Source organism: Candidatus Spongiihabitans sp. (genome assembly GCF_965247905.1).
In the GTDB taxonomy this organism is placed as follows: Bacteria; Pseudomonadota; Gammaproteobacteria; order Arenicellales; family Poriferihabitantaceae; genus Spongiihabitans.
The window spans coordinates 2,989,581-3,005,830 of the sequence record NZ_OZ252047.1; the positions used below are offsets into that span (position 1 = coordinate 2,989,581).

Genomic DNA, 16,250 nt, shown 5'->3' on the forward strand with positions numbered 1-16,250 from the left:
GTGACCGTCACGCCGTCGCGGTTGCCGCGGCGACCTGTTGCCTGCTCCACGGCGCAGCAAATCTGCTTTTACCGTGAAAATAAAATAGCCAAATGCTATTGCGAATCATTATCACTTGCATTACGATTCAGGCATTACCTACTCTGAACAGTCCATTGAACCGGCCATTCGTCTATGAAAACACGGCTATCCGTCACCTTAGTTACCCTGGCCACCTTGACGACCATCGTTCTACCGGGGGTTTCCATCAGCGATGCGGCCGCTGAGGTCAACGTCTACTCAACCCGCAAACCGCAGCTTATCCAGCCGATGTTTGATGTATTCACCGCCGCCAGCGGAATAGAGGTCAATGTGGTATTCGCCGAAAAAGGCATGCTCGAGAAATTGCGCAGCGAGGGCGTCAACAGCCCGGCCGACCTGGTGTTCACCGCCGACATTGGACCTTTATCGGATATCAAGAATGCCGGCTTGACCCAGGCGGTTCAATCGACAGCATTGGATAACAACATCCCGGCCAGTATGCGCGACCCTGAACATCACTGGTTTGGCCTGACCTCCCGAGCGCGCATTATCGTCACCTCAAAAGATCGCGTTGGCGACGGCGACGTGACCACCTATGAAGATTTGGCGGAGCCGAAATTCAAGGGCATGATCTGCACCCGCTCGGGCAAGCACGCCTACATGGTGGCGCTGACCGCGGCCATGATCGTCCATCACGGCGCGGCGCGCGCCGAGCAATGGCTGACCGGACTAAAAGCCAATCTGGCGCGCCGACCCGAAGGCAATGATCGCGCGCAGGTAAAAGCGATTAAGCAGGGCGCATGCGACATCGCCGTGATCAATCATTACTACATGCATAAAATGCTTGCCGACCCGAAACAAAAACCCTGGTCCGATGCGGTGCGCGTTGTCTTTCCTAATCAAACTGGGCAAACTGGGCAAACTGGGCAAACTGGTCGCGGCACCCACATGAACATCAGCGGCATGGCGATGACCAAACATGCGCCTAATCGCGACCACGCCTTGCAACTCATGGAATTTCTGGCCAGCGAAAAAGCCCAACAAATGTATGCCCAATTGAATGGCGAATATGCGGTCAAGCCAGGCGTTGCGCTGGCGGATTCAGTCCAAGCCTGGGGCGACTTCAAGCGCGACCATGTCGACCTCGCCGAAGTCGCCTCCTATCGACGCGAAGCCTCCAAGATGGCCGACCGCGTCGGTTACGATGACTGACCATGACCGACCATGATCGCCCATGACCGATACGCATTCAGGCCTCGGCAATAGCGCCGCCGCCTGGCGCATCGGCACCACTTGCATTGCCCTGATCGCAATGCTGCCGGTGCTTGCCATAGTTTGGCTGGCGTTGTTCCCGGCCGAAAACATCTGGCCTCATCTGCTCAGCACCGCGTTGCCGCGCTACCTTTCCAACACAGTCATGCTAATGGCCGGTGTGGGCCTATCGGTTTTCCTGATTGGGGTATCAACCGCTTATCTGGTCAGCGCCTGCGCGTTTCCCGGTCGACAATATTTTGAATGGCTGTTAATCCTCCCGCTTGCCGTCCCGGCCTACGTCATCGCCTATTTATACACCGACCTGCTGGAATTCGCCGGGCCGATCCAGACCATGCTGCGCGGATTGTTTGGCTGGCAACTTGCCCGCGACTACGGGTTCCCCAATGTGCGCAGCATGGGCGGCGCAATAATATTGATGGGGTTGGTGTTATACCCGTACGTCTACCTGATGGCGCGCGCCTCGTTTCTGGAGCAATCGCCCCACCTGCTCGATGTCAGCCGCCTGATGGGGCGCTCTCAGTTCAATACCTTTGTGTTTGTCTCATTGCCGATTGCAAGACCCGGTATTGTTATCGGCATCGCCTTGGCCTTGCTGGAGACGCTTAACGATTTCGGTACCGTCGATTATTTTGCCATACATACCTTGACTGCCGGGATTTTTGATGTGTGGCTTAACATGAACAATCTGGGCGGCGCGGCGCAGATCGCGGTGGTGATGCTGAGTTTCGTGCTGTTGCTAATCGGCCTGGAATATATCGGGCGAAAACGCATCGGTTTTTACCAAAGCGTGGGCAGATTCACCAGCACGGAAAAAATTCAACTGACCGGGCTGGCAAAATGGGGCGCGTTCATGGCTTGTTTTGTGCCGGTTCTGGCCGGGTTTTTCATCCCGCTCGGCATGCTGATTAACTACGGGGTCGCCTACTTCGAGCAATCCTGGACCGCGCAGTTTCGTCAATACGCGCTAAACAGCCTGTCAGTTTCAACCATTGCGGCAATATGCTGTATCGTGCTCGCCGTATTCGTGAGCTATGCCAGGCGCATCGAGGACAATGCCTGGCTGGGCGGCGCATCAAAACTGGCGTCGCTGGGTTATGCCGTTCCCGGCGCGGTGCTGGCAGTGGGCGTGATTATTCCCCTGGCCGCATTTGACAATGCAGTGGATGGATTTTTCCGAGCGCAATTTGGCGTCTCCACCGGATTGATACTGAGCGGCACAACCTTCGCATTGATATTGACTTATGTGATTAGATTCCTGGCAATATCAATCGGCAGCATCGAATCGAGTTTTTCCAAAATTTCAACCTCCATTGACATGGCCGCGCGCACGCTCGGGCATCCCCCGTTCAGAACTTTGCGGCACTATCATTTGCCGTTGATTAAAAGCGGCATCTTCACCGCCGCCTTGATCGTGTTTGTCGATTGCATGAAAGAGTTGCCCGCGACTCTGTTGCTGCGCCCATTCAATTTTGAAACCCTGGCCACCCATGTTTACTTATTTGCGGCAGATGAAATGATCGAGCAAAGCGCCCTCGGCGCATTATTCATTGTCCTTTGCGGGCTTATTCCAGTGATTGTTTTAAGCAAAACAATTTCGTCTTCTCAAGTTTTAGCGCGCCAGCCCGATTAGTCCTGGCTCCCATCCCCTCGAATGTCATCCCATGTCATCCAATGCCGCCGATACTTAAAGTAGAGAAGATTAGTTGCCGCTATGAAAATCAGAGCGCGGTGGATTCCACCTCATTCGAACTCGAACAAGGCACCCTGGCCTGTTTGTTGGGTCCGAGTGGCTGCGGCAAAACCACCGTGTTGCGCGCTATTGCAGGATTTCAAAAACTCATCAGCGGTTCCATCATCCTGAACAACACCTGCATTTCCAGCCGCGAAGGCAATATTCCGCCGGAGCAACGCCATCTCAGCATGGTGTTTCAGGACGGCGCGCTGTTCCCGCACCTGACCGTGGAAAAAAACATTGCCGCCGGATTGCATGGCCGTGATAAAAAAAACAGCCAAGCCATTGTCGGAGAAATGCTGCGCTATGTCAGATTGTCCGGATTCGGCAACCGCTATCCGCATGAACTCTCCGGCGGGCAGCAACAAAGGGTTGCATTGGCTCGTGCGTTGGCGCCTGAACCGAGATTGCTGCTGATGGATGAGCCCTTTTCCAGTCTGGATTTGGAGCTGCGGGAAAGCCTCGGGCAGGAGGTGCGTGAGTTATTAAAAAGTATCGGCACCACCTGTATTTTGGTGACCCATGATCAACAAGATGCGTTTACATTCAGCGATCAGGTCGGGGTGATGAGAGACGGAAAAATTGAGCAGTGGGATACGCCGTATAACTTGTATCATAAACCGGCCACTCGATTCGTCGCGGATTTCGTCGGCGATGGCGTGTTTCTGGATGCCGCTATTCTGGATCAAAACAAAATCTGGTCTGAACTGGCGGTGCTTACCGGTGATCTTCCAGACGATGCCCAACCCGGCAAGCGCATTCAGCTGCTGGTTCGACCCGACGATATCATCCATGACGATGACAGCGAAATGACCGCCAGGATCAAGAAAAAAATATTTCGCGGCGAGAGTTATCTGTACACCCTGGCACTGCCCAGCGGCGCCGAAATTCTGTCGTTGGTGCCCTCGCACCATAACCACGCCATCGGCGAAGATCTCGGCATAAAACTGGAAATCGATCACCTGGTGATGTTTCCAGTGTGAGTGGAGGAAACTATTCCAACGTTGGCATTTGCGGTCATTTAATTTTGGTATAATAATTGATTTCACGCTACAGTTTGTTATAGATGCACCACACATGAAAAAAAAATACGCTCTACTACGGCGATTGTTTGGACGTGATGGGCAAATGGGACGACAACTCTGTTGACCTGATTTACCTGGACCCGCCATTCAACAGCAAGGCAAACTACAACATTCTTTTCGGTACTAAAAGGAACGGCGGCGATAAAAACGACCTAGCTCAGCTCACCGCCTTCACCGATACATGGGAATGGGATGGCGATGCAGAAAAACGTGTTGATTTGATAAACAGTGCGATTGCCCACCCGGCCCATCGCGCCATCCGCGCATTCAGAGAAATCTATCCGGACGGCAGCGGCATGCTTTCCTATCTTTCGTATATGGCGGAGCGCATTGCAACGATGCACCGCTTAGTGAAATGTACTGGCAGTATTTATCTACATTGCGACCCAACCGCATCGCATTACTTGAAAATCATTATGGACGAGGTGTTTGGCAAGAGTAATTTCAGGAATGAAATAATTTGGCACTACCAAACAGGCGGCGCAAGCAAGCGACATTATGCAAAAAAACATGACGCGATTTTATTCTATTCCAAGACAGACCATTATACCTTCAATCCTCAAAACGTCATGATGGAGCGTGCCGAAAAATCATTAGAGCGCGCTAAAAATCCAAAAGGGGCACGAATAGATGCCAGTGATACAACAAAGTTGCCGGTGAACGTTTGGGTGGATATACAAACCCTAAACCCTATGGCAAAAGAACGACTCGGCTACCCAACGCAAAAACCGTTGGCGTTGCTGAAACGAATTGTCATGGCGAGTAGCAACGAAGGCGACTTGGTATTGGATCCGTTTTGCGGTTGCGGCACCACCATTGAAGCCGCGCACTCCTTAAAGCGCGATTGGATCGGCATTGATATTTCTGCTTATGCAATTGAAGTGGTGCGACGCGAGCGCATGAAAGATTTGGATATCGAACTGGCGGGTGTGCCGAAAGATCTGAAAGGAGCGACCGATTTTGCTGAGAGAAACCCGTTCGATTTCGAGAAGTGGGCGGTCACGCGCATCCCCGGCTTTGCGCCGAACACGGTGCAACGCGGCGACGGCGGCATCGACGGTCGCGCACTGATTTATGGGGCGGCGAAAGAGGAGCATTTGTGCTTCGCACAAGTGAAAGGCGGGAAACCGAGCATCGATTCCCTGCGCGCTTTTTTCGGTATGATCGCCGGCGGCAAAGCGGCGATTGGCGTTTTCATCACATTGGAAAAATGGGACACGCCCGCGGTCAGAAAATGTATCGCCCAAGCAGGAACGCTACAAATGGGCGCGAAGGAATATAACCGCTTAATCATGTACACCATTGACGAGCATTTTCAGAATATTGAGCCGATAATGCCGCCGCTCGCGCATCCGCGTACTGGAGAAGCATTCCAGGAATATTTACCTTTGCTGTAGCACTTGTCGAATGACTAAATGCGCGCGGTTCGGCTTTCGCTCCCACTCTGCCTCAGTATTCCGGTTCGTACATCATAGAGCGGATGTAACCCTCGACATCTTTCGGTGCCGCTTGCTCGGTTAAGCCGTTCGCATAGGCATACTTTGCCACCGCCGTGGCGATGTTCAGGGACACCGCGCGAATTTCGTTGATGACCGGATAAATCGAGCCCAACGCTAAATCATCTTCGGTCACAAACTCCGCTAATGCTTTTGCGGATTCCAAAAAGATCGCATCGGGAATGGTTTTTGTCTGGCAGGCGATCATGCCTAATCCTACGCCGGGAAAAATATAAGCGTTATTTCCCTGTCCCGGCCGCAATGTCTTGCCATTGAGCATGACTTCATCGAACGGACTGCCGCTGGCAAAAATGGCTTGGCCGGCGCTCCATTGATAGGCTTGCTGCGCGGTGCATTCGGCGCGGCTGGTCGGGTTGGATAACGCAAATACGCCGGGGCGCGCTTTGATCTTTGCCATCCTGGCGACGATGTCTTCGGTGAAGGTGCCGGGCGTGCCGGTCGCGCCAATCAGGATATCCGGCTTATGAATATCGATGGCGTCCAAAAATCCGCAGTCCGGCACATCGTGGGCGAAGTTTTTAATATGCGCCGGCAGGTTTTCCCGAGACCGAGTCACCAGCCCCTTGCTGTTAAAAAACCACAATCGCTGATGCGCTTCGTCATGGCTCAGTCCCTCAGCCATTAGCGCCTGGGCGATCATGGAACCGATGCCCGAGGCCGCTGAGCCTGCGCCTAAAAAAGTGAACTTCAAGTCCTTGAAGTTCTTTTTGGATAGCCGAGTCGATGCGTAAACGCCAGCCAGCACCACCGCGGCCGTGCCCTGAATATCATCGTTAAAACAAAATGTTGTATGCCGATATTTTTGCAGTAGCGCGAACGCATTATCAGCCGCGAAATCTTCAAACTGGATCAGCACGCCGGGGTAGGCGTCGGTCACGGCGGCGACAAACTCGTCCATCAAACTAAAATAATCATCGCCGCGCAGTCGTCTTTGGTTGACGCCGAGATAAACCGGATCGGCCAACAATGCTTGGTTGTCGGTGCCGACATCAAACATCACCGGCAATGTCTGCTGCGGCGGGATGCCGGCGCAAGCGCAGTACAGGCTCAGCTTGCCGATGGGGATGCCCATGCCATTGGCACCCAAGTCGCCCAGCCCAAGGATGCGCTCGCCATCGGTGACGACGATGATTTTAATGTCTCGGTGCGGCCAGTTATCGAGTATTTTCCGTATCCTGCCGCGATCATTGGCGGTGATATAAAACCCTTTCTCGCGCCTGAAAATATTGGCGAACTCCTTGCACGCCTGCCCGACTGTCGGGGTATAAATCAGCGGCATGATTTCCCGAATGTTTTCGATAATCAACTGGTAAAACAAACGCTCGTTGCGCTCCTGCAACGCCGAAAGAAAAATGTATTTTTCGATGTCGCTGTCCTTGCGCCGCATATTCGCCCGCACGCGATTCAATTGAGTCGCCATGCTGCCGACCGCGGCCGGCAACAGCCCGCGCAACTTTAATCGGTCGCGCTCCTCGTCGGTAAAGGCGGTGGATTTATTGTGGGCGGCATCATGCAACAACGCCACGCCGGTTAGTCCTGGATTTTTGTTCATGGCTTATCTATTGTCGGATGCTATAAATGGCCGGTATTTGCCCTTATGTTGATTATCTTGGCGAAATAGGCATTTTTCATGGCCGCCTCAAAGGCGTCATTGTCAGCGTAGTCAAATCCGAAAACCGGCTCCCATAACGCCTGCGGCTCCATGCAAAGATAAAAGAATACTGGGTCATGCCAGTCCCCTAACGCGCCATAGACCTGCCGAAACAGTTTCAGTTTTATGTCGGTTGGATAAGAGAATTTTCCGGCCGATTGCGTCATCGGCATTTGCAAAATCTTGCTGGTCAACGCCCGTTGCCGAATCGTTTTCATGACCGACTTGGTGAAAGTCAGCGTACCCATCGACACCATCGCCACTTGGCTGGCGTCAAATTGCGCCATCAAGTTTTGGCATATCGCCCGATAATCAGTTTCCCAACCGCGGTAATGGATGATCGGATGGAAGTGAAACCCCACCACGCAACCTTTATCGGCAAGCGCCTTTGCCGAATCCAGTCGTTGGCTAAGGCTCGCCGACAAATGCTCTTCGCAATCAATGATGGTTTGCGGATTGAGCGACCAGGTGCAGACTACGTTGCGCGGCACGCGATTTTTCAATAGCCAGCCGATGTTCCTGGACTTGGTTTTGAGTTCAAGAATCACATTCGGATGGCGGTCGGCAAAATCGCACAACGCCTGCAGCACGCCCTGGTGATTTCCCCACATTAAGGAATCGGAAGACTGACCGGTACCGATGTGATAGGTTTTATCCGGGTCAAGTTTGAGGCGCGATAATTTATCCGCGAAGCCACTGTCGAATTGCACTTGATTGCCATGATAGAACGATTGGATGCTGCAATAACTGCAATCAAACCCGCATTTTTTCACCGCATCCAGCGTCATCAAATTGCAGCAACGGGTGCGTTCGGAAGCCACCGGGCAACGGCCCAAGCCTAACTTTGGCCGCGCCACGGTTTTGAGCAACGGCTTTTGTGTTCTAGGTTTATCGCGCGGCGATAAATTGCGGTAGTCGTTTTCCTGACTCCGCAACGCATCTTGTTTTTCTCTTAATAATGCAAAGGCGCGTTTTTTCGCGGCACCGTCATTTACAGCGGCGTCATTTACAGCGGCGCCATTAATCCCGCCAACCGGCCATTGCCCGGACAGCGGCGATTCCTTCCAGCGCACACGCTCCAAAGCCATCTCGCTGAGCAGACGCAACTCCTGCTGAGTGAACCGAAATTCATAGGCCTTCTGTTTGAGAAACGCCTGCTCGGCTGTCGGCAATAAACCAAACTGGGTTTGGGCGACGATGCGCTCGAATTTTTGCGGGTAGTCAATTCTGGTAGTCACTGATGGCGTTGAGGACAATGTTGGTCATAAAGTTTGTATTTCTGATCCTGCCAGTGTATTCCTTGTACGCATGCACTGTTTCGCTGGCTTGAATATAATAGTGGCGAAGATAATTACGGCGAAGTTTATCATCATTATTGTTGGCAATCGCTCAATGCTTCATTCACTGCCATATAATCCACAATACAATACCCGCCTATTTATTCCATTGCCCTAACAATGACAAACACCTCTACAAACCCGTTGATCGACCGCATCGATCGATGCCTGCCCCAAACCCAGTGCACCTTGTGCGACTATCCGAGATGTCGGGAATACGCGGAGGCGATTGCTCAGGGCAAAGCCGAGATCAATCAGTGTCCTCCGGGCGGGCAAGTGACCATAAATGCATTGTCGGAGCTGCTTGATAAACCTGCGTTGGCACTCAATGAAGAGCACGGCGCGAACGAGCCAAAACAAATCGCCTACATCGACGAGGCTGGATGCATTGGATGCAAGTTATGCATAAAAGCCTGCCCGGTGGATTGTATCGTTGGTTCGGTAAAGTTAATGCACACCGTCATCGTTGATGATTGCACTGGCTGTAAACTCTGTATTCCAGTTTGCCCGACCGACTGCATCGTGCTGGTGGCACCCGATTTACAATCAACCAAAGGGCAGCAAAACAGCCCGTGGCCTGACTTTACCCTGCAGCAGGTTGCGCGGGCGCGGCTTAATACTGAGCAAACAATCGAACGAAACCGGCAACGCGAACAGGTTAGAATCAAGCGCAAAAGAGTGATCGCGCGCAAACAAATGCAACAAGAAATTCTTGCGGCCGTCAATCGAAAATCTCAGCAACAACCTCAAAAACAAACACCGGGCAAAGCATACTTTGGCAAGCCATGATGACCCGTTTTACGGCGGCGCAAAATTAACTGCGCGACAGGATTACAAACCAGGATTACAAAGATGACACCCCGCCAAATTACCGTTGCGTTTAAGCGACTGCAAAAGAATACGCCCACGCCGACCACAGAATTAAACTATCAGTCCGAATTCGAGTTATTGATTTCGGTGATTTTATCGGCCCAGGCAACCGATGTTTCAGTCAATCTTGCTACAAAAAAACTTTTCGCGGCGGCCAATACCCCGCAGGCAATAAAAGACCTCGGGGTCGCAAAAATAAAGCGCCACATTAAAACAATCGGTTTGTTTAACACCAAAGCCAATAACATCATCAAAACCTGCGCGCTGTTGCTGGAACATCACAACGGGCAAGTCCCGCAAACCAGAGAACAACTGCAGGCGTTGCCCGGGGTTGGGCGAAAAACCGCCAACGTGATACTCAATACCGCGTTCGGCCAACCCACCATCGCCGTGGACACGCACATTTTTAGAGTTTCAAATCGTACCGGTATCGCGCCAGGCAAGAATGTGCTGGCGGTTGAGAAAGCATTATTGAAATCGGTTCCCGATCGTTTCAAACTAAACGCCCATCACTGGCTTATTTTACATGGCCGCTATACCTGTATCGCGCGCAAGCCTAAATGCGCCGAGTGTATTTTGAGTGATATTTGCGATACCGCTCATAGTTACCACTAAGAGGCCGTTGAAAAGATGCGGTTGAACCCGGCTGAGCAATTAGCGACTAATCGCGATCACATTTGCGATACAATCTCAATATCAACGCGGGCTCAGCGCCTGATGGTAGCACAACTAAAATAAAACGAACCCGCACCCGCACAACATAGATAGTCAAGATGGATATTAACGTACACCACGATTTCAATCAGGCACTCAAAGCCCACAACCACTTTCCCCTGCGTCGGGCCGCGTTATCGGAACTGCAAATCAACGTCGGCTACTTATGCAATCAAGCCTGCGCGCATTGCCACGTCGATGCCGGGCCTAAACGAACCGAGATGATGGCTTGGGCAACCATGCAAAAAATTCTGGACTGGGCAAGCAATAACAGCATTAAATCTGTAGACATCACCGGCGGCGCACCGGAATTGATTCCGAATTTTCGCAAGTTTTGCGATGGCTTTGTGGCGCAGGGCATCAGCATCACCTCGCGTTGCAACATCACCGTCCAATATGAACCGGGTCAGGAAGACCTGCCGCAATGGTATGCGGAAAGGAAGATTCGGCTGGTTTGCTCATTACCGTGCTACACCTCAAAAAATGTTGACCAACAGCGCGGCAAAGGCGTATTCGGCAAAAGCATCTCCGGCTTGCAGGCATTCAATGCGGCGGGCTATGGCAGAACCGAAGAGCTAACCATCGATCTGGTTTACAACCCCATTGGCCCGGTATTACCGCCGGCGCAAACCGAACTGCAAAATGATTACAAAACCCGGCTCAAGCAAGATTTTGATATTGATTTTAATCGCCTGTTAACCATAACCAATCTGCCCATTAATCGCTTTGAACATTACCTGAATCGCACCGGCCAGTCGCAGAGTTATCATCGGTTGCTGGCGGAAAATTTCAATCCGGCCGCGGTCGAGGCGCTGATGTGCCGACATTTGATTAACGTCGATTGGCAAGGCTATGTTTACGACTGCGATTTCAATCAGATGCTGGGCTTGCCGTTGGCGGCGCCCGGTCGAAAACAGGGACGAAACCATGGACGAAAACAGCTATGGGAAATTGCAAGCGGCGACCTCGAGGATGGCCCCATTGCAGTCGCCAAGCATTGCTTTGGATGCACTGCGGGCGCAGGCAGCAGTTGTGGCGGCGCGTTAACTTGAGGGCGCGGTAAACCAGGGTTGGGAAAACACCCATAGCAAGGCTGCGTAGCGCGCAAACTTACTGATAAATATCATTGCCGCGCTTGGCCAAAATGAAAGTCGCAAATACCCCGCAGCCAGACACAACGGATCGCCTATTATCGGCATCCAGCTAAAAAACAATGCCGGGATTCCCCATTTTCTAACCCGCGACAGCGCTTTATCCTCCAGTTTGAATAATCGCCGGATACGCTGATGCCAGCCAAATCCTGCAAGGCCTCGGTGTAAAATAATTCCCATAAAATAGGTAATGATTCCACCCAAAGTATTGCCGAAAGTTGCCACCCCCAAAAGCGAGGAAAAACCATGCTCGCCGGATTGATACAAATAGTATAACGCCACCTCAACGCCACCGGGAACCAGCGTGGATGCCAGCAACGATCCGACAAAAAGCGATGTTAGCTCAGCGGTCATATCTACATTTCATCGTTTTCGAATGGGCTTGAAACTTTTCAATTCACAAACTTCCCGATTAAATTTGCAATGCCATGCGCGAACTCGCTTTCCAAAGGAAACGACAACGTGCCCATGACCGAATAGCCTAACAACAACGGCATCAGGTAAAACCGTATCATGTAAAAAAACCAGGCCACATACAGTGGAGTTAAAGGCCCGATCAAAAACCCGGGGGTGATCGGCGAAAACAGTTTTAACAAAGGATTGGTGGCGCGCACGAAGAAGCGCATAAAGAAAAATGAACTGTCCTGGGGCAGGAAAATTCCCATTGCAAATCGACCGATCAGGGTCCACATGATCACGCCCATAATGTAGTCGGCGGCTAACAGCCAAATTGGAAAATGCTCATACATTTTGCTGTCGCGAAGTTATGCTGACTTTGTTGTTGTGGTTACGCCGCGGTCGGCGGCATCGCCGTCGTCATCGTCACCGCTAACATTACGGTTTTGTGTCCCGCTAAGCGGGACACAGCCGCCGCGGAAAAGGTGCGGCTATCGCCCCCTCACCGTCATTCCTGCGAAAGCAGGAATCCAGTCATTATATTCGTCTCGCGCAAGCGAGACACAAAACCATAATGTCGCGGCTTCGCCGCGTAATGTCTTACTGGATTCCGTGTCAAGCACGGAATGACGGGCCTGGCGGTCACCATCACGCCACCACCCCGCCATCCGTGGCGGAACGAAAGCACTAATGCGCGGAAACTAATGCGTAGAATCAAGCACCGTTTTACCCGAAGGCACGCGGATTTCATCCACCATTGCCTGGGTTTCCGCATCGGGTTCGGCGGTCATCAGCGACACCGCAACCATTGCGATCAAACTCACTGGCATACCGATGATGCCGAAGCGCAGGTGATCGATGCCAAGCCATGGGTCATTGCCAAGAAACGCGGGGGCCACCCAGTATAGGTAGAGGCTGCCGGCAATGAAACCGCACAACATGCCCGCTAATGCGCCGGGACGGTTAGCGCGCTTCCACCAGATTCCCAACACGATCGGGAAGAACAAGCCTGAACATGCGAAGTCGAAAGCCCATGCCACCGCGCCTAAGATGCTGGTGAGTTTGAGACTGGCGACGAAGGCGCCGGCCGCGCCAATTGCCAATAACAGGATACGGGCAACCAGCAAGCGCTTTTTAGTTTCGGCTTTTGGATCGATGATTTTGTAATACAAATCATGCGACAGTGCATTTGCGATTGCCAGCAACAAACCGTCCGCGGTTGACATCGCCGCAGCCATGCCGCCAGCGGCCACCAGGCCGGAGATGACGTAAGGCAGTCCGGCAATTTCCGGCGTCGCCAACACCACAATATCTCCGCGCATGAAGAACTCATTAATCTGCAACAGGCCGTCGCCGTTAGCGTCGATAATCTGCACAAAGCCAATATTGGCCCACTTCTGCACCCAATCCAACGCGCTAACGTCGGAGATGGCCTTGCCAATAATGCCAGTCGCAAGATTGGGATCGAGCACTTGCAGTTTGGTAAAGGTCGCCAACGCCGGTGCGGTGAAATACAGCAAGAAGATGAAGAGCAGCGACCAAGCCACCGACTGGCGTGCGGCCTTGACCGACGGCGTGGTGAAATAACGCATCAGGATATGCGGTAATGACGCAGTGCCGGCCATCATGCACAGCACCAGGGTTACAAACTTCCAGCTATCGCCCGCCGCGGCATGAGCAACGCTCAACGCTTTAAGCCCTTTCTTCGCGCCTTCCACCGCTTCCAGCCCACCTAAATTATACATCGCTTCCAACTCGCCGATTCGGGCCACCGCGTCGCCGTAAACAAATTGCGGCACCAGCCCGAAACCTTGCTTGTTGGACATCCAGAATACCGGCACCAGATAGGCGATGATCAATACAATATATTGCGCAACCTGAGTCCAGGTGACCGCGCGCATTCCGCCTAACATGGAACACAGCAAGATGCCTAACAGGCCGAACCAGACGCCCACTTCAAACGGAATTTGCAAGGCCCGCGAGGCGATGGTTCCGGTGGCGTTGATCTGCGCGGTCACATACGTGAACGAGGCCACGGTCAAAACCACCACCGCGAAGAATCGCGCCAGGTTGCCGCCGTATCTGGTGCCGATAAAATCGGGCACGGTGTAGCAACCAAACTTGCGCAAGTAGGGCGCCATCAACGACGCCACCAATACGTAACCGCCGGTCCAGCCGACCACAAACGCTAAATAACCGTGTCCGCCGAAGTAGATGCCACCGGCCATTGCCACGAATGATGCCCCAGACATCCAGTCGGCGGCAGTCGCCATACCGTTAAATACGGCGGGCACCTGGCGACCGGCGACGTAGTAAGCGTCAACCTGCATGGTGCGGGATAACCAGCCGATGCCGGCATAGATCACCACAGTGAAGGCGACGAACAGGATGCCGATGGTATCAGCGCCAACGCCCAGCTGCTCAAGAATGGCCATCAGCAGAACGAAGGCTAAAAATCCGCCGGTGTACATGCCGTACACCTTAGGCAGATTGTCGATAAAGTTGCCTTTAATCATTTTCTACTCCTCCGCAAAACCAGTTTCCTGGTCGATTTTTTGTTGCGCCCAGACGAACCAGAAAATCAGGATAACGAAAATCACTTCGGATCCCTGCGCGGCCATGTAATAACCCAATGGAAAGCCCAGAAATGAAAAAGCATTCAGTGAATCGGCGATCCAGTGGACTGCGAAAGAAAAAATAAACCATATCGTTAGCGTAATGATCATCAGTCGCTTGGTGCGTTTCCAATGAACCGCTCTTTGGCTTGTGTCGGTCATACCTCTTCCTCAAGTGAAGGTGGTTTTAAAAAATAAGCACTCTCGTGAACATAAAATACCGCGCGTGCATGGCCCGATAATAACCGCAAGCAACACCAAAGTCATCTTGAAATAAGATAAAATTCAGGGTTTGACAACCTGATTTTGATGCGTATTTATAGTGACTTCTTTGGCAAAAACATTACTAGTGCTTCCTAAAGCACTGATTTCAATCGATTTTTGGAAAGCGTTTACAGATTATACCGGAATAGGCAGAGGCCATAAAACCCCGCAGCTAACCGATTCGGAATCACTGGGACAATTTTTACAAACTCGCGCCAGCCATGTCGCGCAAACTTCGCTGTACGGATATTTGAGAACCCGGGCCGGCACGCGCTACCCGGAATTATTCGAAGACCCGGGAATTTTGCTATCGATCAATATGGCAAAATGGCAAATCTGGCTGGCCTGTCTGTCGGATTTAACAATCTATATTGGCGGCTTGATTCACCAGCGCACCGATGCCCGCCACGATGATATTCGCTTGGTGTTATCGTCGGTCATCAATGAAATTCTAACCGCCGTCGGCATACCCGATGAAGCCTCGCCTGAATTCCCGGACACCGCCGAAAGCCTCAAACGACGTGTGGCCAACTGCGACTTTTCATCTATCCCGGACAATGAATTTGCATTTATTAAAAGCCCCGAAGCCCTTTTTTATTGGGCGCCGGTTGCCGATCAACTCAAAAATCGCGATAAGGAAATCGTTAAAAACTCGGTGCGATTTCGCTGGCATGAAATTCGTCGAAGCGCCCGGAAACTACTGCAAGCAGAGGCGTTAATGGAAAACGCCAAAGGCAACGTTTTATAAAACGGTTTATGAAATAAGGGGCTGGCGCCTAATAAATTTTGCCTGATAAGTTTCGCCTAATAAATTTCGCCTGATAAGTTTTCTTGAGCGGTTTTTTCAGGTCTGCCAGCAGTTTGTCTGGAGCGCCTGGATTAAACCGCTGCTTGAAGGAAGCGCCGACTTTTCCTCCGCTGAATGCCAGAATGCGGATGAGAGACAGCCATTCCAACCGGTCTATGGCGCCGCCTTAAACCATCACCACCTCGGCCCCCAATACATCGGCGTCGCGCTGCTGGTGGGTGGTGATCAACAAGGTCAGCGCGCGCTTTTCCTGCAACCGCAAAATAAGCGACAGCATTTCGGCGCGCAGCGTTTCATCGAGGCCGCTGAAGGGCTCATCCAACAGCAGCAGCGGTCGGTTCCTCGCTAGGCATCTTGCCAGTGCCACGCGTTGCTGTTGTCCGCCGGACAGGCTGTCCGGTTTTCGGTGTGCGAATTCGCATAACGATACCGATTCCAGGGCCTGGTCGATGGCGACATTCTGTTGCGGCGAGAGGCGCATTCCGGGGTGCAGGCCGATGGCCAGGTTTTGCCGCACGGTGAGGTGGGGGAACAGGTTGTGGGCCTGCAGCAGGTAGGTCAGCGGACGCTTGGCCGGGGCCAGGCCCAGCAGGCTTTGGCGGGCAAAGCGCAAGTCGCCCCGATGCGGCTGGAGGAAACCGGCGATGAGGTTGAGTATGGTGGATTTTCCCGAACCGCTGGGGCCCATCAACGCCGCCGAATGGCCGGTGGCGACGGTGAAATCCGCCCGAATGGTTGCGCCGCCGGGGTAATCGCCAGAGCGTTCACCCGCATAATCAAAATGGACATTTTCGACCTCAAGCATGGCGGCGGT

The 16,250-nt window shown here is 52.5% G+C and carries 15 protein-coding genes; 8 read left to right on the forward strand and 7 right to left on the reverse strand.

All coding sequences use genetic code 11. The features are described from left to right. Positions 1 to 174 precede the first annotated feature (174 nt). The 4 genes from ACP158_RS15175 to ACP158_RS15190 all read left to right on the forward strand — a co-directional run bounded on the left by ACP158_RS15175 (position 175) and on the right by ACP158_RS15190 (position 5,510). The gene (locus ACP158_RS15175) at positions 175 to 1,233 is read left to right on the forward strand and encodes an extracellular solute-binding protein (RefSeq protein ID WP_424946942.1); all 1,059 of its coding nucleotides are present in this window, start codon (positions 175 to 177) and stop codon (positions 1,231 to 1,233) included. Between the two features lie 22 nt (positions 1,234 to 1,255). Beyond that, positions 1,256 to 2,926: an ABC transporter permease gene (locus ACP158_RS15180; protein ID WP_424946943.1), complete on the forward strand. Its 1,671-nt coding sequence runs from the start codon at positions 1,256 to 1,258 to the stop codon at positions 2,924 to 2,926. A 41-nt stretch (positions 2,927 to 2,967) separates the two neighbouring features. Beyond that, complete coding sequence (locus ACP158_RS15185) at positions 2,968 to 4,011, forward strand: ABC transporter ATP-binding protein (RefSeq protein ID WP_424946944.1); 1,044 nt, start codon at positions 2,968 to 2,970, stop codon at positions 4,009 to 4,011. Positions 4,012 to 4,148: 137 nt separating this feature from the next. After that, positions 4,149 to 5,510, forward strand: a complete 1,362-nt coding sequence (locus tag ACP158_RS15190; protein ID WP_424948485.1) for a DNA methyltransferase — start codon at positions 4,149 to 4,151, stop codon at positions 5,508 to 5,510. A gap of 52 nt (positions 5,511 to 5,562) precedes the next feature. Here ACP158_RS15190 and ACP158_RS15195 read toward each other — a convergent pair whose 3' ends face one another. Both ACP158_RS15195 and ACP158_RS15200 read right to left on the reverse strand, forming a co-directional pair. Then, entirely contained in the window at positions 5,563 to 7,182 is a 1,620-nt protein-coding gene (locus ACP158_RS15195) for an NAD-dependent malic enzyme (RefSeq protein ID WP_424946945.1), read from the reverse strand. A 20-nt stretch (positions 7,183 to 7,202) separates the two neighbouring features. Continuing rightward, on the reverse strand, positions 7,203 to 8,519 hold the full coding sequence (locus ACP158_RS15200; protein ID WP_424946946.1) for an SPL family radical SAM protein: 1,317 nt from the start codon (positions 8,517 to 8,519) through the stop codon (positions 7,203 to 7,205). 219 nt (positions 8,520 to 8,738) lie between these two features. On the opposite strand from ACP158_RS15200, the gene ACP158_RS15205 reads away from it, so the two are divergent. From ACP158_RS15205 to arsS, 3 genes are all read left to right on the forward strand, one after another. Further along, complete coding sequence (locus ACP158_RS15205) at positions 8,739 to 9,407, forward strand: RnfABCDGE type electron transport complex subunit B (protein WP_424946947.1); 669 nt, start codon at positions 8,739 to 8,741, stop codon at positions 9,405 to 9,407. Positions 9,408 to 9,470: 63 nt separating this feature from the next. Continuing rightward, the gene (gene nth / locus ACP158_RS15210) at positions 9,471 to 10,103 is read left to right on the forward strand and encodes an endonuclease III (protein WP_424946948.1); all 633 of its coding nucleotides are present in this window, start codon (positions 9,471 to 9,473) and stop codon (positions 10,101 to 10,103) included. A 158-nt stretch (positions 10,104 to 10,261) separates the two neighbouring features. After that, positions 10,262 to 11,254, forward strand: a complete 993-nt coding sequence (gene arsS / locus ACP158_RS15215) for an arsenosugar biosynthesis radical SAM (seleno)protein ArsS (RefSeq protein WP_424946949.1) — start codon at positions 10,262 to 10,264, stop codon at positions 11,252 to 11,254. Here arsS and ACP158_RS15220 read toward each other — a convergent pair. The 4 genes from ACP158_RS15220 to ACP158_RS15235 all read right to left on the reverse strand — a co-directional run bounded on the left by ACP158_RS15220 (position 11,246) and on the right by ACP158_RS15235 (position 14,526). Then, a complete protein-coding gene (locus ACP158_RS15220) occupies positions 11,246 to 11,707 on the reverse strand; it encodes a YqaA family protein (RefSeq protein WP_424946950.1) in 462 nt (153 codons plus the stop codon). The two genes, arsS and ACP158_RS15220, sit on opposite strands and share 9 nt — an antisense overlap. A gap of 38 nt (positions 11,708 to 11,745) precedes the next feature. Next, a complete protein-coding gene (locus ACP158_RS15225) occupies positions 11,746 to 12,102 on the reverse strand; it encodes a hypothetical protein (protein WP_424946951.1) in 357 nt (118 codons plus the stop codon). A gap of 348 nt (positions 12,103 to 12,450) precedes the next feature. Continuing rightward, the gene (locus tag ACP158_RS15230) at positions 12,451 to 14,265 is read right to left on the reverse strand and encodes a sodium:solute symporter family protein (protein ID WP_424946952.1); all 1,815 of its coding nucleotides are present in this window, start codon (positions 14,263 to 14,265) and stop codon (positions 12,451 to 12,453) included. 3 nt (positions 14,266 to 14,268) lie between these two features. Further along, the gene (locus ACP158_RS15235; RefSeq protein ID WP_424946953.1) at positions 14,269 to 14,526 is read right to left on the reverse strand and encodes a DUF4212 domain-containing protein; all 258 of its coding nucleotides are present in this window, start codon (positions 14,524 to 14,526) and stop codon (positions 14,269 to 14,271) included. 160 nt (positions 14,527 to 14,686) lie between these two features. Here ACP158_RS15235 and ACP158_RS15240 point away from each other — a divergent pair, with 160 nt between their 5' ends. Then, positions 14,687 to 15,376, forward strand: a complete 690-nt coding sequence (locus ACP158_RS15240) for an esterase (RefSeq protein WP_424946954.1) — start codon at positions 14,687 to 14,689, stop codon at positions 15,374 to 15,376. Positions 15,377 to 15,602: 226 nt separating this feature from the next. Here the strand turns inward: ACP158_RS15240 and ACP158_RS15245 are convergent, their stop codons facing one another. Further along, positions 15,603 to 16,241 carry an ATP-binding cassette domain-containing protein gene (locus ACP158_RS15245; protein ID WP_424946955.1) on the reverse strand — a complete coding sequence of 213 codons (639 nt, stop codon included), beginning with the start codon at positions 16,239 to 16,241 and terminating at the stop codon, positions 15,603 to 15,605. Positions 16,242 to 16,250 lie beyond the last annotated feature (9 nt).

Bases quoted from the DNA above. Each gene is read 5' to 3' on its own strand.
- ACP158_RS15175 (WP_424946942.1), top strand. From the start codon at position 175: ATGAAAACACGGCTATCCGTCACCTTAGTTACCCTGGCCACCTTGACG.
- ACP158_RS15180 (WP_424946943.1), top strand. From the start codon at position 1,256: ATGACCGATACGCATTCAGGCCTCGGCAATAGCGCCGCCGCCTGGCGC.
- ACP158_RS15185 (WP_424946944.1), top strand. From the start codon at position 2,968: ATGCCGCCGATACTTAAAGTAGAGAAGATTAGTTGCCGCTATGAAAAT.
- ACP158_RS15190 (WP_424948485.1), top strand. From the start codon at position 4,149: ATGGGCAAATGGGACGACAACTCTGTTGACCTGATTTACCTGGACCCG.
- ACP158_RS15195 (WP_424946945.1), bottom strand. From the start codon at position 7,182: ATGAACAAAAATCCAGGACTAACCGGCGTGGCGTTGTTGCATGATGCC.
- ACP158_RS15205 (WP_424946947.1), top strand. From the start codon at position 8,739: ATGACAAACACCTCTACAAACCCGTTGATCGACCGCATCGATCGATGC.
- nth (WP_424946948.1), top strand. From the start codon at position 9,471: ATGACACCCCGCCAAATTACCGTTGCGTTTAAGCGACTGCAAAAGAAT.
- arsS (WP_424946949.1), top strand. From the start codon at position 10,262: ATGGATATTAACGTACACCACGATTTCAATCAGGCACTCAAAGCCCAC.
- ACP158_RS15220 (WP_424946950.1), bottom strand. From the start codon at position 11,707: ATGACCGCTGAGCTAACATCGCTTTTTGTCGGATCGTTGCTGGCATCC.
- ACP158_RS15225 (WP_424946951.1), bottom strand. From the start codon at position 12,102: ATGTATGAGCATTTTCCAATTTGGCTGTTAGCCGCCGACTACATTATG.
- ACP158_RS15230 (WP_424946952.1), bottom strand. From the start codon at position 14,265: ATGATTAAAGGCAACTTTATCGACAATCTGCCTAAGGTGTACGGCATG.
- ACP158_RS15235 (WP_424946953.1), bottom strand. From the start codon at position 14,526: ATGACCGACACAAGCCAAAGAGCGGTTCATTGGAAACGCACCAAGCGA.
- ACP158_RS15245 (WP_424946955.1), bottom strand. From the start codon at position 16,241: ATGCTTGAGGTCGAAAATGTCCATTTTGATTATGCGGGTGAACGCTCT.